Genomic DNA, 18731 nt, shown 5'->3' with positions numbered 1-18731 from the left:
GTCACGCCTCTCCGGCCTTGACCGCACCGGCCTTTTCCAAGGCGCCGATGCGGGCTTCGTCGTAGCCGATATCCTTCAGGACCTCGCGTGTGTGCTCGCCGGTCAGTGGCGCGCCGCGCGCGATCACGGAGGGCGTCTTAGAGAACTTGATCGGGAAGCCCGGTGTCTTAACTCGGCCCTCGGTCGGGTGGTCATATTCGACGAAGGTGCCGTTATGCTTGATCTGCGCGTCCTCGACCAGATCGGCGTAGCCATAGACCGGTCCGCACCAGATGTCGGCGGCGCGCATCAGTTCCAGCCATTCAGCCGAGGTCCTCGTCACCAGCTTCTCGCGGGTCTTGGCAAAGATTTCGTCTCGCTTCGACCATGTATCGACTTCGTCCATCATGGTGAGGAAACTCTCCTCTCCGATCACCTCGCCCAGCGTCTTGAGCTTGGGGAAGGCGACGATGATGTAGCCGTCGCTGGTGGCAAACGCGCCGTAGGGGGCGCGGATATAGACGTGCGCATGGGGTTCGGCCGAACGCTGCTGCGGCTTATTTCCAATGGTGAAGACGGAGAGTTCCTGCATCTGTAGTGTGGTGATCGCATCCAGCATGTTGACCTGCACCAGTTGCCCTTCGCCGGTGCGCTCACGGTGGAACAGGGCGGCAAGCGCACCTTCGAATGCTGTATAGGCGGTGACTGCATCGACGAGGTACTGGCCGGCGGCAGTCGGGGGCTCGCCGAGGCGCCCGGCCGACAGCATGGCGCCGGACATGCCCTGCAGGACAAGGTCCTGGCCGGGACGGTCAATATAGGGGCCATCTTCGCCGTAGCCTGACATTGATACGTAGACGAGGCGAGGGTTGATCTTCGATAGGGTCTCGTAGTCGACGCCGAGGCGCTTGGCGACACCAGGGCGATAGTTCTGCAGGAAGACGTCGGCGGTCTTGACGAGGTCGAGCAGAACCTGCTTGCCATCAGCCGATTTGAGGTCGACGGCGAGCGAGCGCTTGTTGCGGTTTAGCGAGAGAAAGGAGACGTTGACCTTATTTCCGCCGGCGCCGCCGGCTGAGACATGGCGCTGCCATTCACCTGTCACCGGTTCGACCTTGATCACGTCTGCTCCCAGGTCGCCAAGGCGTTGCGCCGCAAACGGGCCAGCCATGGCGATCGAGCAGTCGAGAACGCGAACTCCGTTTAGAATACCCATTTATTTTCAGGTCCTTGTGATAATTGACGCAGTCAATGCATGACCCAGCCGCCATCGACATTCAGTGTCTGGCCGGTGATGAAGCCTGCGGCATCGGAAATCAGGAATGTCAGGGCATTGGCGATGTCGCAGGCATCGCCGCGGCGCTTGATGGCCTGGTGGTCCAGCACGAAGCGCGTGTAGCTTTCCGGATCCGAATGGATCTTCTCGGCATCCGTCGGGAAGGCGCCGGGTGATACCGCATTGACGGTGACCCCATAGGCGCCGAATTCCCGCGCCCAGGCGCGCGTGAGCCCGACCAAGGCGCCTTTTGACTGCACATAGGGCGCCAAATGGGACCAGCCGCCGTAAACCGTTACACTGGCGATATTAACGATGCGGCCCCAGCCCTGTGCACGCATGTGCGAAAGGGCTGCCTGGACGCAGACGATGCCGGCATCGACATTAACGCACTGGACCGCCTGGAACTCCTCGATCGTGTAGTCCTCGAAGTTCTTTGACGGATAGATCGCAGCATTGTTGATGACGATGTCAAAACCTCCGACCTCGGCAGAGACACGATCAAGTTCGACGCGAAGGCCCTTGAGATCTGAGAGGTCGAGCGCGCGCACAGTGAGCCCCTGCAGGTTTTCGCGCGCCGCGGCGGCGATAAGGCTCTCGACCTTCTCCGGATTGTTGTCGATGGCCACGACTTTTGCGCCGGCCCTCAGGAAGCTCAGTGTCGTGGCGGTACCGAGGCCACCGGCCGCACCCGTGTAAAGAATGACCTTGCCTGCGATGCATATCGCCGGATGAATTCCCTTGCCTGTCGAAATCTGCATGTTCATCACCGTCCTCTGATCGGAATGTGATTGCCGGTCGGCTGCGGGAATTCCTCATCAGGCTGGGCGCAGAGCGCACGGATGCGCCTCTCGCTCGCGGCAATCGCGGCATCATCAGTCAGGATGCGAAAGAGGCTGTCGTAGCGGCGCTCGTCCCCGTGCTCGAGCCAAATCAGTTCGTCGCGCTCGCGGGCGGCGGTATGGCCGAGCACGTGGTTTGTCGAAGGTTCTATGCCGAGCGCGTATTGGCCAGCCTGCAGGTTCTGCCATTCATACATGCAGGGGAACTGATCCTTGCGGGTGACGATCTCCAAACCAATGCCGAGTTCGTCGTTGACAAGTGCGACCGGCACTTCTCCCGACCCATGCGCCACGAGTTCGTGCTGCCAGACCTGCTCGTGAAAGTTCAACTGCGGCGCCGGCATGGTGCGATAGCCGACGTCCTGCTTCCGGTAGTTGTCACCGGCATGCGCGGCCCAAACCACTTCCTTCACCGGTGCGAGATAACGCGCGTTTTCCGCGAGCACGGGATGGCCGATATTGATGTGGTAGCAATACATGTGCGGCGTCTTGTAGAAACCGCGATTGATCACCCGGTCCGTCAACCGGATATCGTTGGTGCCGGCCTTTATCTCGATGCGGCGCAGTAGTTCCAGATGCTCGCCGAACACAGTGCCCTGGGTGACGACGCCTTCGCACCAGAGAACGCAGTCGTCGCCGCGCCATTCCTCGCCATAGCCGGAGAGCTTGCCGGGAATGGTACCGATGCGCCCATGCAGGGAATGGCTGATGGTCTTGCGCGGGCCGTAGACATAGGTGTCGCCCGGCTCGTCGTTCATGAACAGGATGTGGTCGAGACCGCAGGTTACCATCAGGCCGGAGAAGGAGCGCAGCCAGGCAAGCCCGCCTTCACCCTCGTATTCGGCAAGGCCGGGATGCTTAAAGCCGGCGGGCGAATTCCAGCCGATCGCCATACCACGATATTCGCAGTCGGCGATGTCGAGGGCGCGGTCGACCAGCACAGTAAAACGCAGGCCGGTGCCACTGCGAAATTCCAGCATCCGGATGCCGCGCTCGACACCATCGCCCAACGTCATCAGCCGTACGCCGGCAAATTGCGAAAAGGCTCCCGCGTGGGCAGCGATGTCGCGGCGCGACAACGCTTTTCCATAGAGTTCTACCATACTCTTTTCTCTCTTATGTGCCGGGTTTGGCGATGCCGGATGTCATGCCGATGGCGGTGGGTGGCAGATACTGGCCCGACCACCCTATGGGCGGATCAAAGACCCAATGCGCGCAGCTTGCCGTCGAGGAACTTCTTCGCCCGCAGCACGTCGCCCTCGTCCAAATGTTCAATGATCATAGGAATGTTCGGATGTTTCTTCGCGAGGCGTCTCAAGTACAGATCGTAGTTCAGCGAACCTAGGCCGGGGGCCGGAAGCTCGATCTCGCCGACGCCACGGAAGGTATGGCTCTCCAGCGCATCTTCGTCGCCAATATCGGCGTGCTTTTCCGTCTTGTCGTCGCCAGATCGCTTGACGTCCTTGGCATGGGCGATCTTGATCTTGTCCGACAGCGTGTCGAAGACCTGATTCAGGATATCGTCCATGCGGTCGATGTTGTGGGTCTCGAAGTAGTTGGTCGGGTCCATCAACAGGCCGAGACCGGGATGATCAACCTGCGCGAACATCTTTACCGTCTCTTCGACCGAGCCAACGACGTTGTTCACGTAGGTCTCCAGGAGGAAGACGGCGCCGTGGTCATAAGCATGCTGCGACAGGTCTGCGATGACCTTACGACATTCTTCGAAACCTTCCTCCGTCTTGTTCTTGGGGTGATGTACCCAGTCGGACTCGGTGTTGTAGGTACCGGTTTCGGAGATCACGTAGGGCGTGCCGAGATATTGCGCGTGGCTGATGATTTCCTTGAGGTAGCCAACGCGGCGCTCACGCTCGGCCTTGTCCGGATGGATAATATTTGTGTAGCCAGAAATGCAGGAAATAGGCAGGTTATTGTCACGGAAGGCCTCGCGGATGCGGACGCACTTTTCCTTGGTGATCTGCCCGGCCGACAGCTCCATGTCCTTGAAATGCATGTCGAGCTGCACGGTATTGAAGTCGAGCGCGCGGATCTTCCTTGCGGTCTCCTCCAGACCGTAGGGGAAGTAGCCCGAGAAAATACCAGTTTGCATCATAATCAAATTCCTCCCATGAAATTCAGATTGCGATTTCGGAAAGCCTTACCGTGCGCGCCTCCGCGATGGAGCGGTAACCTGCTTCCACCAGCGCAACGGTCTTCACGTTGTCGGCGACTGAGAGAGCCGGGGGCTCGCCCGAGTTCACCGCGTATTGCAGCTGTTCCATCACGCCGATGAAGGCGTGGGGGAACCACATCGTCTGCCATTCTGGCGTCACCCACTTGCCGCCTGTAGTCTTCTTCGATGCATAGGTGAGGGTCGAGGGCGAGCCGTCCGGCCAGCCAATCGATCCTTGGGCAACGCCATCGGTGCCCTCGACGCGCCACTTGATGTAGAAGTCGCTGTCAAAGCCATCTTCGCGCGGCCCTGCCCAGACGTCTTCCATAGACACGGCAAGAACGCCGTTCGGGAAGGTCAGCGTCGAGACGGTTATGCCGTCCTTGTGGTCAAAGGTCGTGCGTGGGTCCGTGCGGGTGACGGTGGTGATGGTTTCGGGATCGCCGAACAGGAAGCGCAGAACGTCGAGATGGTGCACGCTCATGTTGGACAGCGTCAGCCGGTCATACCCCTCGAGGAAGCTCTGCCAGTGCGGAATGGCTCGCATCTCGATGGTCGCCATTACGATGGTTCCCAGTTCGCGGCGATCGAGGATCTGCTTCAGCACCCGCATCGATTGGTCGTAGCGCATGTTCTGGTTGACCGAGAGGATCTTGCCGGCCGCGGCCGCCTCGTCGCGCAAGGCCTTTGCCTCCTCAAGAGTCAGCGCCAGTGGCTTCTGCGCCAGGATCGCCTTGACATGCGGCGCGCGAAGCGCCTGGCGGATCAGGGCCGGCTGTTGGTCCGGCGGAAACGCGATGTCGATGATCTCGCACTGGGTGTCGGAAATTAGGGCGGATGGCGTTGCGTGGACGGTCGGAATGTCCCAGCGCAGGGCCACTTCCCTTGCCTTGGCCTCGGTACGCGATGCGATCGCGGCAACCAGAAAACCGGCCTCTCTGTAAGCCGCAAGGTGGCACTCAGCCATGATCATGCCGGCGCCGATGCAGCCGATCCGGTAGTTATTTACCCTTACCGGCGGGTCGGGCGTGAAGCCATTGGCCGTGTGCATGCTGTCCTCCCAGATCTGTCATCCATCTCGATCTTGGGCTCGAAGGGCCCCTGGATCGATCCTCCGGCTTCCCGTCAGACGAGCTCCTCACTGCCGGTTCGGCCGGATACTGTTCCGACAGCCAATCAAAGTCAACATCAAATGCAATCATTTTTTTCGTCAAAATAGCGCAGAATTATACCAAGACAAAAAAACTGGGGGAGATTCAGGCGGATCAAGACATTTGACGAGGCTATCTCTTGCAAAATCGCAAAACACCGGTACATCAAAAGCAATCATTTGGTGGAGTTTTCGTGCGATCAACATTGGCTGACATTGCCCGAGAGGCTGGAGTATCTAGCGCCACGGTGGATCGGGTGTTGAACAATCGCAGCGGCGTGAAGGCGCGAACCCGCGATATCGTCATCGAAACAGCCCGGCGGCTAGGCTATTTCGGCGCGTTACAGGAAGGCGGTGGGTGCGTGCAGTTGGACTTCGTGCTGCCCGCTGGTACCAACACATTCATCGCTAATCTTCAACAACAGATAGAGATGCAGGCGAGCGGACGTGACGATCTGGATGTCCGCGTGCATTCTGTTGAAGGCTTCAATCCGTACACGTTGGCGACGAAGCTTAACGAACTGCATGGCAGGACCATGGGGGCGGGGGTGATCGCGCTCGACCACCCGGCGGTTCGCGAGGCCATGCGGTCACTCGCTGCACTTGGCGTGCCGATCATCACGCTTGTCTCCGATATCCTACATGTCCCAAGGCTTGGGTATATCGGCATCGACAACCGTGCGGCGGGCCGGCTAGCCGGCTACCTTTTGGGACGACTGCTGGGGCCGGGAGGCAGGCGCAAAATCGCCCTCTTTGCCGGTTCGCTGTCCTATCGGGGCCACGAGGAGCGGGAGATGGGCTTTCGTCATGTCGTTTCCGAGGAATTCCCTCATCTGGAGGTGGTAGAGCTGCGCGAGATCCGCGATGATCGAGCGCGCGCGCTCACCGAAACGCGCTCGCTTCTTCAGCGTCATCCCGACCTGGCTGGCATTTATAATATCGGCGCGGGCAATTCAGGTATCGGCGAGGCACTAATGGAATCTGGCGGCGCCCGCAACGTCATCTTTGTCGGACACGAATTGACTGAAAACAGCAAACAACTTCTGCTCAATGGTACACTGGACGCAGTCATCGACCAGAACCCGCGTGTGGAGGCGCGCGAGGCTCTGTCAATGTTGGCGCGTTCCGTGCGAGGTGAGCCACTTGAATATCATCCGCCGAGGTTGCAAGTTATATTCCGCGAGAACATTCCCGAAAATTGACGTTCCTTTTCACATGTGGAACGGCCCGGCTAGTGAGAGCATTTATTGCGGAAGTTCCCGTCCGACGGTGCAGTCATATGTCCGGCCTGTCTAACGCGGTCGATGACCGCTTGCCAAGATGAGATCCGCGATGCCGATCGCCTTATTCCTTTGTCGCGCTCGAGCCGCATAGACGATCTGATCAGTATCGAGATTTCGCCCATTGGGATCATCGCGCACTTAGCGCCTTGCCACTTGATCCGGCGGCAGAGCGCCGGAACCTCTTCTGTTCCTATGCTCTTAGGACATCGCCGGCATTTCATAGGTACCGCCCTTGACGAGAGTGCGCAGGTTCTCCGCGCGATTTTGTTGCCAGCGCAACGGCGGCAACCTTGTAAGGTCTTCGCGCCATCAGAGACGCCAGCCAGGCTGGCAGCTTTGCCCCCACGGCACGCTAGCTTCAGGATTGATGTCGCGCCGACGATGAGCAATGTTCTTAACCGCTTGTTGCCTTGCTTTGATAACCTGCCAAGGCGGGCAACAGCATCAGCCTTTACGGCCGCCGCGATTGTCGCATCGCGTTTCTTAATGCGGACAGTGAGCATCTCGATCTGATCAGCCATCTCAATCAAGGCCGCACGAGCCGCGTTTGGGTCAATGATCCTCGTAGTCGCGAAGGATGAGGATCATCTTGGCGACCTGGCCATTCCTGCTGCTGCGATGATGCCCATCTATGCTATGTACGCACGCAGAGCGTTCGCTGTCCGGCTGCGCTGGCGTACGAACAGCTGGCACGTCTTCAAAACGATGCAGGTAGCCTGCTCGTCATACGTCTTGGCCCAATCCATCGTCGGTCGCGTGACCGCCTCTCAGATTGCTTCCGCGCCTGTCTTGTTGCGCTTGACGTGAGGCCTTCACATAGCCAGCCGGCATCATTCGCACCTCCAAGCTGATTGAGTTCGCCCGAGAGTGGCCTCTGGCATAGGCCTCGGGGCCGACAAGGCAAGGCTCCAGCTTGCGAAAGAATTCCAGCACCTGCGATCGCGGTAAACCGCGGCGCGCTACAACACTTTCGTGCTCGGCAATGGCATGCACTTGAAAGGTCGCCTTGGTCAGGTTGGGGAGGATTGTAGTATTCTTCTCCATGGAGTGGCCAAGCGGCAGCATGCGTGCTCTGAGGAGCTCAGTGCCTGCTCTGCCATTGATTGTCTTCAGGCGGATGGATTTGTCGCTTTGCACGTAAAAGTGAGAATGCGGCTGTTTCAGCCGGATGTGGCAATTTAACTGCAGCTGCGAAGACGCCACCGAACGGCATGTACGGGTCAGGATCTCCCCAATAGCGCTGCTAAATCGTGCTTGATTCTGGCCCATCATTTTCGCCCGCAGCATTTTGAGCATCTCTAGAGAGCTCGACGATGGCTACTCTGGCAAGCAGAGCCGGTCGCAGATGCAGCGGCAGGATGGGACTTGCTGGAGTAGGCAGGTCCGTTCCGTAGCGAGGACACTATCGAGATCTGGAATGATGTGCCGAGAACCCTGGATCGCAACTGTTCCGTGGTGACGGGGAAGGGGGCTCGGCACGCTTCGCATTTGGAGCAGAGCTGCGCACCCTGCTGATCGCGACATGCGGCGCTTACGCTAGATGACAGTGATTTGTCAGGTCGTCTTGCTGGTGGCCTTGGTGCGCCGGAACAATTCCAGTTTCTCAGCGAGTTCTGTATCCGATACTGGTTTGCCGATCGTTGCAAGCGCCGTCTCCGGATGCTCAGCGGCAATCGCTTCCTGGCCGGTCACGAAGATGCTTGGAATGCCGCGATCGCGAAGCCACTTTGCGGCAACCGGACCAGTACGGCCATCGGCCAGATCGATATCTACCAGCACTCCGTCGACGTCGATCGCATCAAAGTTGCCAACGAGTTTGGCGAAGCTGTTAGCGGAGCCTGCAAAGACGTGCCCCAGATCCTCGATGATCGCCTCAATGTGGAAGACTATCAGGGGATTGTCTTCAAGATAGAATATCCGCAACGGTGGGGCGGAAGAATTCATGTGACCAATCTCCTATGCCTCCGGCTGCCTCGACGACAGGTGCGAAAGCGGGCCCGATACGCTGCAACGCAATCCCTGTGGATGAAACAGTATGAGCGGCGGCGTGCTAAACAGACTGGACAACGCCGAGCGGATGTACCGCGTTCCATATCCGCTCCTCGACGGTTCAGATACTGGCGGCCCTCCACTCTCGACCCATTCGAGGCTCAGCAGATCGGCTTCGTGCGAAGTGGACCATTGCAAGCTGACCCGTCCTTCTGGTGTCGAGAGCGCGCCATATTTAAGCGCGTTGGTTGCCAGCTCGTGAAGGCAAAGCGCAAGCGTGGTCGCGGCATCCTGACGTAGCAGGACCGTTGGACCTGTGAAGACAAGGCGATCAGTGTCTTTTACCCGGTAAGGACTGAAGGTCAGTTCAACAACGCTGGAGAGTTCTACCGCTTCACCGTCCGCCTGAAAGACGGCCGAGTGTACGTTGGCAAGCGCCGCGAGCCGGCCGGCGAAGTCGTCCGCGAACTCATCGAGCGAAACAGCTCGCCGCCGGGTCATCTGAAAGATGGAGGAGATGCTGGCCAGAATGTTCTTTACGCGGTGATTGAGTTCGCGTCGAAGTTCTATTTCACGCTCGATGCGATCGCGTATGTCCCGTTGGCGCAGACGTGCCAGCAGAATGGACTGGATGCCGCTAAGCAGTTCCAGCGTCGTGACAGGGCGCTGATAATAGAGTTGGCGCGAACGCGGCCAGGCTACCGACAGCTCGGCGCGGATGCGGGCCTGAGGCACGGCGCGGTCGAGCAGAATGACAAGGGGCATCTCGGACCATTCGGGCTGATCGATCAAATGCCGGCGGATAACTTCCAGCACCTGCGGATTGAGCGCCTCGTGGGTCGCGACAAGAACACCTGGGCCCTGTTCCAACAGCGCCGTCAGCTCTTGCACTCCCTCCGCGCGCCGGACGGGCAAGCCATTATGGGTCAGGAGCGTTTCCAGATGTTCGGCGTCACGCCGATAAGGTGCCATCGTCAACACCCAGTCGAGAGGGCTGTCGGTCGCGTCCACGAGAGATTACGCCTCCGGGAGCGGATTATACGGGATCACCGTGACGCCTGAGCTTTGAATGAACAATTCGCGTACGTCGAGATCGTGCGGGCCATGCCGCTTCTTCACGACCGTGATACTGCGCCGGAGCCTGCCCTCGTGTTCCGCAATTCGCAGTAGAAGCACGGTGTCACCCAGAAAGCTCACATCGACGTCGATGCCAACGCCCTGGCCAAGCAGGCCGTGCTGAGCGACGATGAGCATAGTGAGCACCCCGGCCCGGGCGAGATATTTGAGAAGCGACTGTATGTCGCGAACTGCCTTCTCACGGTGTGGCAGTGAATTCAAATAACCGGTGAAGCTGTCGATTACGACGACCTTCACCTTCGCACTCTTCACCGCCTGCTGGACAATCTGGCCGAACTCTCCCGGCGAGATCTCGTTGGGATTGAAGTCACGGATGATCAGCTGACCATCCTCATGGAACTGACGCAGAGCCATTCCTAGCCCTTCCGAGCGTCGGAAGAATGTCTCGATGCGCTCCTCGAAAAGGAACAACCCGACACTTTCGCCGCGCTTGAGGGCTGCGGTCGCATAGAGCGAAGCCATCGTCGACTTGCCTGTGCCTGCCTGGCCTATGACGAGCGTCGTCGTTCCGGATTCCTGACCGCCGCCGAACATTTCGTCGAGAGTATCGACACCCGACTTGATCAGCTGTGGCTTAACGGTTCTCGCCGCCGCACCCGGTACGATTCGAGGGAACACGACGACGCCTTCACCCTCGCGGATCGCCATGTCGTGATAACCGTCGGCAACAGGAACGCCACGCATCTTGCTCACCTCGATGCGGCGGCGGACACCCCCATATTCTTCGAGCGACTTGTCCAGGCGAATGACGCCGTGGGCGAGACCATCGACTTCTTCGCCAGTTCGATCCGTCTCATATGTTTGCGTGTCGAGCAGCAGTGCGACGATGTTGCGCTGGGCGAGAAATGCTTTAAAGGCGATCAGTTCGCGCCGGAAGCGGGGCGAGTCTCCAGTAATCAGCCGGATTTCCAATAGCGAGTCATAAACCAATCGGCTCGGCTTATGCTCTTCGATTGCGCTTTCGATCGTCTTTCTCGTCTCGTCGAGACGGAGTTCAGTCGTTTGAAAGATGGTCTGGTCGGCGGCCCGGTTTATCGAATCGGAAGCGGAAAGTTCCTCCACGCGGATCCCATCGAGGGTCCAGCCGTGTGACAGCGCGATCGCCTCCAACTCGGCCTTGGTCTGAGACAGGCTGACATAGATGCAGCGCTCGCCCAGCTCGACACCGGCGCGGAGGAATTGAAGCGCCGCGGTCGTCTTGCCCGACCCCGGTGCGCCTTGGATAATGTAGAGATTTGATGCTGGCAAGCCGCCGCGGATGATTTCGTCTAGCCCGGAGACACCAGAGCTCACCACTGTCTGCTTTTTTCGCTCTGCCACGTTCACCTCTCGATGATGTTCAACATTGAAGACGAGAATCGAAGTTAGGGCGCCCAAGAATGATTTCGAGTTCTTGAACAGAGCAGAACGAAGGCGAGGCGCTAAAATTCGCGGCTCGCCTTGCTAACCCGCCTACCGCCATTCGACGAAAAAGCATAGCAGCAGCGGCCCCAGTTCGTGACACCGAGAGCCGTTTCGTAGAAGGCAAGCAAGCGATTCACGGCGATCCGCTGAAATGCCAGGGATCGATATGGGTCGGAATGTTGATCAACCACGCTGCACTGGCAACGACGGCCGCGATCAGTCAGGCGAGAAAGGTCGATGCCCTGGAACAGGGCTCGCCTGAGTTCGCTTTGATGCGCAGGAGCGGTTCGCACGCGTCCTGCACAGCAATCTTGACGCCGTCTACAACGCCATCGGACTGCAGTGGAGCAACGGCCAAACGGAAGGCCCATCAGCCGTCTGAACATAGTCAAACGTGCAATGTATGGAAGAGCTGGACCGGAGCTGCTCAGGGCACATCAATAGTGCCTATCGTGGTGATGCCCCTCACCATAAAATAGTAAGGAGCCGTTCGCATGGAAAAGATTACCACAACCGGCCTGAGAGTGAGATGGCATCCTGTGGCGAGGCCGAATTGCGCTTTGCTACGAGTCGGACATAATATCCATAGGGGACATCCCTCAGCGGTGGCCCCCGAAAAAAACCATTACATGTTTCAGGTCCCCAGCAGCTGCGTTTACTATCTTGGTCTCGTTCGCCCCAACGAGGCGGAGAACGATGAGAAAGTTCCGGGCAACCTGGCGCGGTTCACACCGCGCGAACCCCACCGACTTGAATTTTGTACTACACTTCTTGCCCCACGCCTGCTAAAATTACTTCCCCTCCCTAGTGTCGTTTTTTGAATCATAAATAAACCAGTGCTCGCTAGCCAGATTCACAAGTCGTGAGAAGGATTTAGCCGATGTCAAACACACAAATTGCGGTGCTCGGAGACAAAAAATACGACCTGCGCTGGCGAAAGATTGGTCGAAATGCATCGCTACATGGGGGCGTTGTTCGAAAACTGCTCATGGCGGGCGCCCTTTTGGCAGGCACAAATACCCCGTCTTGGTCGCAAAGTATGACAGACCCGGTCAATCGGTACAGCAAGGAATCCATGCAGCAGGCCTTGCAGACCAGGGAGCAGTACGATGTCCATGGCCTGAGCTTCGACACCGGCCAGTCAACATTACAACCAAGTGCGAAGCCGCTTCTCGACGATATAGCGACCGCGCTCAAGAACTTCCCTGATTGGGGCTTGAGAATTGTCGGCCACACCGACGCAAGCGGCAGTGCCGAAAGCAACGAACGTCTTTCACTTGAGCGTGCCGACACGATCAAGGCGGCGCTGGTCGAACGAGGGATCGATGGCGGCAAGTTATTGGCGGCGGGCGCTGGGCAAAACCGGCCGATCGCCAGCAATGAGACGGATGAAGGAAGAGCTCTCAACCGGCGGGTTGAGCTCATGAGGTTCACCGACTCGGCCGAAGCCAAGAAGCTGCTCAAGGCCATGTCCGATTATCTAGCAGCCCAGAAGGCGATATCGTTCGAGTACGATGCCAATCTACAGGTTGTCACCAACAGTGATCAAAAACTCGGGCTGGCGAGTTCAGGGACTGTGAGCCTTAGCCGGCCGGACAAGGTGCACACGACCCGTTCCGGCGGCTTTGTCGATGTTGAGTCCCTTTTCGATGGTAAGACGCTCACTCTTCTCGGAAAGAACGTCAATAAGTACACACAAGTCGAAATCCCCGGCACGGTCGATCATCTTGTAGACGAGTTGAAGGACAAGTATGGATTGCCCTTGCCTGCCGCCGACTTGTTGTTGACCAATGCATATGACGAGCTGGTCCAGGGTGTTTACGATTCGAAAGACCTGGGGAGCGGCGTCATCAATGGTGCCGAGTGTGATTCGCTCGCCTTCCGCAAGGACGATGTGGATTTCCAGATCTGGGTCGCCCAAGGAGCACAACCTCACCCCTGCCGCTTGGTCATTACTTCCAGATTGGTCAAGGGTGGACCGGAATACAGCGTCCAGATCAGGAATTGGAAGTCTGGGGATGGGGTTATGCCGGGTGATTTTAGCTTCAAGAACTCGACGAATGCCGAAAAGATCGATGTGAACGATCTGAAGGGTAGCCTAGGCGAATTGCCGGAGAATTTTGTGGGAGGACAGGGGAAATGACCTTTTGTAAACGCACGATAATCATCTCTCTCACCTGGGCGGCAGGACTTTGCATCGGCGATCTTGCGCGGGACCAGTCAATTGTTTCGATCCCCAGCTTCGTCTCTTCTGCCGTTGCCAAGGTTGGTCGTCCGCTGACCCCAGTTAGTGTGGCCGGTGTCGCTCGACGAACGACCCGGCGCTGTGCTGCGGGTGTCTACAATTGCTAGTGTCACGCTTTCGACCCCCCGCTCAGAACGCGTCTCGCTGCTCCGTCTTGCGGCCGAGCATGCGCTCCAGTTCGCGCACGCGGCCTTCCAGCTTCATCACTTGCGAATTGCCGACGATCGGCTCGTCTGAATCCACGGCAGCAGCGCCTCCCGTGCTCAAGAACCTGCGCCATCGATAAAGGAGATTGGGCGTAACACCGTGACGGCGAGCGGTCGAGGACACCGTCTCGCCAGCTTCGAAACTCCGCTCGATGATCTGCAGCTTTTCTCGGTCCACCGCCGGCGGACACTTCCCGTGATCACCTCGATGCGTCGATAGTCGCTGGATAGAGATTTTTTTGCTCCAAACGACGGCTGGAGTTGCCCCCAAAAGACCGGACATGCTCAGGTTTGAGATTGCGAGCTGATGAACTCGCGCGGCGATTGATATCCTAAGGCGCTGTGCGGGTGAAGATTATTGTAATGCTCGAACCAGAACGGCAGTTGCGCCATGACGGTTTCGGCATCCGGGGTGGGGTTCACCGCGACGTAATCGCGCTTGAAGGTTTTGACGAAGGCCTCGGCCATGCCGTTGGATGGCATGGACACGCCGATAGCCGTAGGTGGGCATGTCGGCGATGATGGCCTTGATATTCTCCACCAGTTCCCGATCCGGGAGTGGTGGGCGTCCTCTGGCTCTGGAAAGGGAGCCTGTGGCACGCGCAGCGATATTCGAGCGGGCGACACCTAGAGTTTCGCAGACGGTCTTCATTCCAAAATCCCCCTCGGAAGAGAGAGCGAGCGCAACAGATGTTTTTTTGGGCCACCGGCGATTTCGAGGGCTTCCTTCAGGATTTCGCTCTCCATCGTCTTCTTGCCCAACAGGCGTTGCAACTCCTTCACCTGGGCCTGGAGCGCCCGGTATTCGGAAGCCGGAACGACCTCCTCTTCGGCGGCCGTCGCCGTCAGTGCCCCTTGGGACGCCAGCTTGCGCCAGGCGAACAACTGGTTCGGCTGGATGCCGTGCCGACGCGCGACGATGCTCACCGTCGCGTCCGCCTCATAGGTCTCGTGGATGATCGCCAGCTTCTCTGCCGTGCTCCAGCGCCGCCGACGTTCCGGCCCGGAGAGGACTTCCATCTTAAAATTGCTGCTAGTCATATTACCAACATTACTCCTACCCACTTAGCTAAGTGGGGGAGCATGTCCGGGCCTTTCGGGGGCTAATTCAGCTCCAAACGACGGCAATTTGCTTAGTGGAACGGTATGATCGGTGGCTTAATAGGGTCGGTGAGCGCGGCGGCCGTTATCATTGTAGCGATCGTGCTCTACGCCATCGGCGAAACCGAAAAAGCCGAAGCTTTGCCGAGTTTGAGTATGAACGACCGGAGTCCTGCTGTGCAACATTCTCCCACGAGCTGTCGCCGACCGGCTGAATTCGCAAACAGAGAAGGTGAGTGCAGACCGGCACGACGAGGCTTCAGTCCTTTTTGCAGGCATGGCCGGCTTCACGGCAGCAGCCGGCGAGACCAGCTGATCTCGTGAGATTCTTGAACGAGGTTTTCACGGCATCCGATCGTCTTGTGGAGCGCCATGGGTTAGAGAAGATTAAGACGCCCCCGGGAGCAACTATATGGTGGTCAGCGGGGTGCCCGTTGCAAGGCAGGATCACGCCGCAGCACTTCTGCGGCTGGGTATCGACATGCTCGAGAAAGCCAAGCAAATTTACGATCCAACCGGATGGGCCCGACAGCGCTGCTTCGGACTGCATCGGTAGGATTGTGGCGGCGGCGAGTGTCGCCAGGCGCTCGACGCTCCTGCGCACGCTCGCATCGACTTCAACGGCAGCCTTTATGCGCGGCGGACTTGCCAATTGACGCCTTTCTGGAGCCAATCCGAAAAGCATGACCAGCCCCTGATCATGACCTCGGCATGACCAAACATCAGGGGCTGGCTATCGTCCTTTGGTGAAGCGGGCTGTCCGACGTAGCTATTGTTGGATTTGAACGGCCGCTGGGTCGACGAGCATAGTCTGTCCGCGACCGACGCCGTTTCAGCCAGCAAACCGAACATAGCGGCCGCGCCCTTACAGCGGTTCGAGAAGACCAAAATCTGAAATAGTTGCCCCAAGGTACAATATCGCAGCAACTCGCCGTGAGGTAGAGTGACGCTTTCCATGAGTGTCGTCCGCAACCCGCGGCGGACACTCTGGTCGGATGCCGCCCCCGATCGAAGGCGTCCGGATTTTCAAGTTACTCCAGTTGTTTCGATTGATTTCAATTTGAATACGCGACCGGCGGCGCTTGTTAAATTCCGCGTGCGCCTGGGTGAATCACCGTTCAACCGGAGATCTCAACGGAGGACTCGTAATGAATCGCAGGATCATGCGCGGCGTTGGAGCGTTTGCTGCTTCAACCGTTCTTTGGTGTACCGCATCCAGCCTTAATGCCCAGGAGGCGCAACCGAAGCCCAACATTCTCTTTATCGTATCCGACGACACCGGTTATGGAGATCTCGGGCCCTATGGCGGCGGCGAAGGTCGTGGCATGCCGACCCCGAATATCGACAGGCTGGCGGACGAAGGCATGACCTTTTTTTCCTTCTACGCTCAGCCGAGTTGCACGCCGGGCCGCGCCGCGATGCAGACCGGACGCATTCCAAACCGCAGCGGCATGACGACGGTTGCCTTCCAGGGCCAAGGCGGTGGGTTGCCGGCAGCCGAATGGACGCTGGCGTCGGTTTTGAAGCGAGGCGGCTATCAGACCTATTTCACCGGCAAGTGGCACCTTGGCGAGGCAGATTATGCACTGCCGATCGCGCAGGGCTATGACGAAATGAAACATGTTGGCCTCTATCACCTCAACGCCTACACCTATGCCGATCCGACCTGGTTCCCCGACATGGATCCTGAACTTAGGGCCATGTTCCAGAAGGTGACCAAGGGCTCGCTTTCCGGCAAAGCCGGTGGCGAGGTCAAGGAAGACTTTAAGATCAACGGCCAATACGTCGATACGCCCGTGATCGACGGCAAGGAAGGCGTTGTCGGCATCCCGTTCTTCGATGGGTACGTCGAGAAAGCGGCAATAGAATTCCTGGATTCCGCGGCCAAGAAGCCGGACCAACCATTCTTCATCAACGTAAACTTCATGAAAGTGCACCAGCCCAACCTTCCGGCCCCCGAATTTCAGCACAAGTCGCTTTCTAAGTCCAAATACGCCGACTCCGTCGTGGAACTCGACACGCGCATCGGTAGGATCCTGGATAAGCTGCGTGAAACCGGCATGGACAAGAACACCCTCGTCTTCTACACGACAGACAACGGGGCTTGGCAGGACGTCTATCCGGATGCAGGGTACACGCCCTTTCGCGGCACCAAGGGCACTTTGCGCGAGGGCGGCAATCGCGTTCCCGCCATTGCCAAGTGGCCTGGAAAGATCAAAGCGCGTTCGAAAAACCATGACATCGTTGGCGGCCTCGATCTGATGGCGACATTCGCCGCAGTCGGCGCGGTGCCGCTGCCGGACAAGGACCGCGAAGACAAGCCCATCGTCTTCGACAGCTACGACATGTCGCCGATCCTGCTCGGCACGGGAAAGTCGGCCCGCGAATCGTGGTTCTACTTTACCGAGAACGAGCTCTCACCGGGTGCCATTCGAGTCAACAACTACAAGTTCGCGTTCAACATCCGCGGCGATGACGGGGCCTCGACTGGTGGGCTGGCCGTGGACACGAATCTCGGCTGGAAGGGCGCGGAGAAGTATGTCGCCACGGTGCCCCAGGTGTTTGATTTGTGGCAAGACCCGCAGGAACGCTACGACATTTTCATGAACAACTTCACGGAGCGGACCTGGATGGGCGTGGTGATGGGCGAGGAGCTGAAGAAGATCATGGCCACATACGTGCAGTATCCACCGCGGAAGCCGCAGAGCCTGACCTACAACGGTCCCATTACGCTTTCGGATTACGAACGCTTCCAGTGGGTCCGGGACTCGCTGGCGAAGGAGGGCGTCAGTATATCTCTCCCGACCGGCAACTGACCTTCATGCGGCGGCCACGGATCACACCGGAGGCCGCCGCCAGCTTGACCATCAAACCTCCGCACCCCAACTCTCTGGAGAACGCCCAATGTTCGCCATTCGTAATTCCCTTAAATTGGTCCGTGACGCGGCGCTGGCAGTTGCAGCGGGCCTTATCTTTGCCGTTTCAGCGCTTGCCCAAACCGACCCGCTTCCTTCGTGGAATGACACTGCCCCAAAAGCGGCTATCGTCTCTTTCGTCGAAAAGGTCACCAAGGAGGGTTCGCCCGACTTCGTTCCGGAATCGGAGCGCATCGCCGTCTTCGACAACGACGGTACGTTGTGGGTAGAGCATCCGATGTACGTTCAGCTCGCCTTCGCGCTCGACCGTGTGAAGGCCGAGGCACCGTCTCATCCGGAGTGGAAGGACACGCAGCCCTTCAAGGCGGTACTCGAAAGTGACATGAAGGCGCTCGCAGCAGCCGGCGAAAAGGGGCTCGTGGAGCTCATCATGGCGACCCACGCCGGGATGACTAGTGACGAGTTCCAGAAGATCGTTTCCGAATGGATCGCCACTGCGCGCGACCCGAAGTTTAAGAAACCCTACACCGAGCTCGTCTACCAGCCGATGCTTGAACTGCTCGCCTATCTGCGCGCCAATGGCTTCAAGACCTTCATCGTTTCCGGCGGTGGCATCGAGTTTGTGCGGCCCTGGGCCGAAAAGGTCTACGGCATTCCACCCGAACAGGTCGTCGGCTCGTCGATCAAGACGCAGTTCGAGATGCGTGACGGAACGCCCACCCTATTCCGCCTGCCGCAAGTCGACTTCATCGATGACAAGGCAGGCAAACCTGTGGGGATCAATGCGCATATTGGCCGCCGACCGATCGCCGCATTCGGCAATTCCGACGGTGATCTGGAAATGCTGCAATGGACGACAATGACGGGTGGGACGGCCCGTTTCGGTATGCTCATCCACCACACGGATGCAGAGCGCGAATACGCCTACGACCGAGCCACCGAATTCGGCCGCCTTGACAAGGCGCTGGATGCGGCGGCGCTGAACAAATGGACCGTGGTCGACATGAAGGCGGACTGGAAGCAGATCTTTCCGGAGAAGTAAGACTGCGTATCCGACACGCTCAGCGCTT

At 58.4% G+C, this 18731-nt stretch carries 15 protein-coding genes and 3 pseudogenes; 7 read left to right on the top strand and 11 right to left on the bottom strand.

Annotation, left to right across the window (positions count from 1 at the left end; translation table 11 throughout):
- Window position 1: 1 nt before the first annotated feature.
- The 5 genes from FB009_RS27010 to FB009_RS26990 form a co-directional block, all read right to left on the bottom strand.
- Window positions 2–1195 carry a CaiB/BaiF CoA transferase family protein gene (locus tag FB009_RS27010; RefSeq protein ID WP_011970568.1) on the bottom strand — a complete coding sequence of 398 codons (1194 nt, stop codon included), beginning with the start codon at window positions 1193–1195 and terminating at the stop codon, window positions 2–4.
- Between the two features lie 32 nt (window positions 1196–1227).
- Window positions 1228–2022 carry an SDR family NAD(P)-dependent oxidoreductase gene (locus FB009_RS27005; protein ID WP_011970569.1) on the bottom strand — a complete coding sequence of 265 codons (795 nt, stop codon included), beginning with the start codon at window positions 2020–2022 and terminating at the stop codon, window positions 1228–1230.
- The gene (locus FB009_RS27000) at window positions 2022–3200 is read right to left on the bottom strand and encodes an aldose 1-epimerase family protein (RefSeq protein WP_102045460.1); all 1179 of its coding nucleotides are present in this window, start codon (window positions 3198–3200) and stop codon (window positions 2022–2024) included. The genes FB009_RS27005 and FB009_RS27000 overlap by 1 nt, the downstream gene beginning before the upstream one ends.
- Window positions 3201–3295: 95 nt before the next feature.
- The gene (locus tag FB009_RS26995; protein WP_018210562.1) at window positions 3296–4210 is read right to left on the bottom strand and encodes a sugar phosphate isomerase/epimerase family protein; all 915 of its coding nucleotides are present in this window, start codon (window positions 4208–4210) and stop codon (window positions 3296–3298) included.
- A 22-nt stretch (window positions 4211–4232) separates the two neighbouring features.
- The gene (locus tag FB009_RS26990; protein ID WP_024311981.1) at window positions 4233–5321 is read right to left on the bottom strand and encodes a Gfo/Idh/MocA family protein; all 1089 of its coding nucleotides are present in this window, start codon (window positions 5319–5321) and stop codon (window positions 4233–4235) included.
- Window positions 5322–5614: 293 nt separating this feature from the next.
- On the opposite strand from FB009_RS26990, the gene FB009_RS26985 reads away from it, so the two are divergent.
- Complete coding sequence (locus FB009_RS26985; RefSeq protein WP_127581967.1) at window positions 5615–6622, top strand: LacI family DNA-binding transcriptional regulator; 1008 nt, start codon at window positions 5615–5617, stop codon at window positions 6620–6622.
- 804 nt (window positions 6623–7426) lie between these two features.
- Here the strand turns inward: FB009_RS26985 and FB009_RS33385 are convergent.
- The 4 genes from FB009_RS33385 to FB009_RS26965 all read right to left on the bottom strand — a co-directional run bounded on the left by FB009_RS33385 (window position 7427) and on the right by FB009_RS26965 (window position 11149).
- Complete coding sequence (locus FB009_RS33385) at window positions 7427–7999, bottom strand: hypothetical protein (protein WP_024312285.1); 573 nt, start codon at window positions 7997–7999, stop codon at window positions 7427–7429.
- A 258-nt stretch (window positions 8000–8257) separates the two neighbouring features.
- Complete coding sequence (locus tag FB009_RS26975; protein ID WP_018210564.1) at window positions 8258–8647, bottom strand: response regulator; 390 nt, start codon at window positions 8645–8647, stop codon at window positions 8258–8260.
- A gap of 12 nt (window positions 8648–8659) precedes the next feature.
- Window positions 8660–9703 (bottom strand): sensor histidine kinase, encoded by a 1044-nt coding sequence (locus FB009_RS26970; RefSeq protein WP_018210565.1) that lies wholly within the window; start codon window positions 9701–9703, stop codon window positions 8660–8662.
- 6 nt (window positions 9704–9709) lie between these two features.
- The gene (locus tag FB009_RS26965; protein ID WP_024325640.1) at window positions 9710–11149 is read right to left on the bottom strand and encodes an ATPase domain-containing protein; all 1440 of its coding nucleotides are present in this window, start codon (window positions 11147–11149) and stop codon (window positions 9710–9712) included.
- Window positions 11150–11454: 305 nt separating this feature from the next.
- Between FB009_RS26965 and FB009_RS26960 the strand changes: the two are divergent.
- The 3 genes and pseudogenes from FB009_RS26960 to FB009_RS33380 all read left to right on the top strand — a co-directional run.
- Window positions 11455–11677, top strand: a pseudogene (locus FB009_RS26960) (ISL3 family transposase); the annotation flags it as partial.
- 544 nt (window positions 11678–12221) lie between these two features.
- A complete protein-coding gene (locus FB009_RS26955) occupies window positions 12222–13376 on the top strand; it encodes a DUF2092 domain-containing protein (RefSeq protein ID WP_162303357.1) in 1155 nt (384 codons plus the stop codon).
- Window positions 13373–13585, top strand: a complete 213-nt coding sequence (locus tag FB009_RS33380; RefSeq protein WP_011970579.1) for a hypothetical protein — start codon at window positions 13373–13375, stop codon at window positions 13583–13585. The genes FB009_RS26955 and FB009_RS33380 overlap by 4 nt, the downstream gene beginning before the upstream one ends.
- A 43-nt stretch (window positions 13586–13628) precedes the next feature.
- Here FB009_RS33380 and FB009_RS26945 read toward each other — a convergent pair.
- A pseudogene (locus tag FB009_RS26945) lies at window positions 13629–13894 on the bottom strand (transposase); the annotation flags it as partial.
- Window positions 13895–13969: 75 nt separating this feature from the next.
- Window positions 13970–14725 (bottom strand): annotated as a pseudogene (locus FB009_RS26940) (transposase).
- Window positions 14726–15197: 472 nt separating this feature from the next.
- Between FB009_RS26940 and FB009_RS33980 the strand changes: the two are divergent.
- The 3 genes from FB009_RS33980 (at window position 15198) to FB009_RS26915 (ending at window position 18703) form a co-directional block, all read left to right on the top strand.
- Entirely contained in the window at window positions 15198–15341 is a 144-nt protein-coding gene (locus FB009_RS33980) for a hypothetical protein (protein ID WP_018210568.1), read from the top strand.
- A gap of 592 nt (window positions 15342–15933) precedes the next feature.
- Entirely contained in the window at window positions 15934–17601 is a 1668-nt protein-coding gene (locus FB009_RS26920) for an arylsulfatase (protein WP_011970582.1), read from the top strand.
- 88 nt (window positions 17602–17689) lie between these two features.
- A complete protein-coding gene (locus FB009_RS26915; RefSeq protein ID WP_024325643.1) occupies window positions 17690–18703 on the top strand; it encodes an HAD family hydrolase in 1014 nt (337 codons plus the stop codon).
- The last annotated feature ends 28 nt before the right edge of the window (window positions 18704–18731 follow it).

Origin of the sequence: Sinorhizobium medicae (assembly GCF_007827695.1) — a bacterium.
Taxonomy (GTDB): Bacteria; Pseudomonadota; Alphaproteobacteria; order Rhizobiales; family Rhizobiaceae; genus Sinorhizobium; species Sinorhizobium medicae.
Note: the sequence above shows the minus strand (reverse complement) of the source record. Positions and strands in the feature narration are given on the sequence as shown.

Bases quoted from the DNA above. Each gene is read 5' to 3' on its own strand.
- FB009_RS27010 (WP_011970568.1), bottom strand. From the start codon at position 1,195: ATGGGTATTCTAAACGGAGTTCGCGTTCTCGACTGCTCGATCGCCATG.
- FB009_RS27005 (WP_011970569.1), bottom strand. From the start codon at position 2,022: ATGAACATGCAGATTTCGACAGGCAAGGGAATTCATCCGGCGATATGC.
- FB009_RS27000 (WP_102045460.1), bottom strand. From the start codon at position 3,200: ATGGTAGAACTCTATGGAAAAGCGTTGTCGCGCCGCGACATCGCTGCC.
- FB009_RS26995 (WP_018210562.1), bottom strand. From the start codon at position 4,210: ATGATGCAAACTGGTATTTTCTCGGGCTACTTCCCCTACGGTCTGGAG.
- FB009_RS26990 (WP_024311981.1), bottom strand. From the start codon at position 5,321: ATGCACACGGCCAATGGCTTCACGCCCGACCCGCCGGTAAGGGTAAAT.
- FB009_RS33385 (WP_024312285.1), bottom strand. From the start codon at position 7,999: ATGCTCAAAATGCTGCGGGCGAAAATGATGGGCCAGAATCAAGCACGA.
- FB009_RS26975 (WP_018210564.1), bottom strand. From the start codon at position 8,647: ATGAATTCTTCCGCCCCACCGTTGCGGATATTCTATCTTGAAGACAAT.
- FB009_RS26955 (WP_162303357.1), top strand. From the start codon at position 12,222: ATGGCGGGCGCCCTTTTGGCAGGCACAAATACCCCGTCTTGGTCGCAA.
- FB009_RS33380 (WP_011970579.1), top strand. From the start codon at position 13,373: ATGACCTTTTGTAAACGCACGATAATCATCTCTCTCACCTGGGCGGCA.
- FB009_RS33980 (WP_018210568.1), top strand. From the start codon at position 15,198: ATGGTGGTCAGCGGGGTGCCCGTTGCAAGGCAGGATCACGCCGCAGCA.
- FB009_RS26920 (WP_011970582.1), top strand. From the start codon at position 15,934: ATGAATCGCAGGATCATGCGCGGCGTTGGAGCGTTTGCTGCTTCAACC.
- FB009_RS26915 (WP_024325643.1), top strand. From the start codon at position 17,690: ATGTTCGCCATTCGTAATTCCCTTAAATTGGTCCGTGACGCGGCGCTG.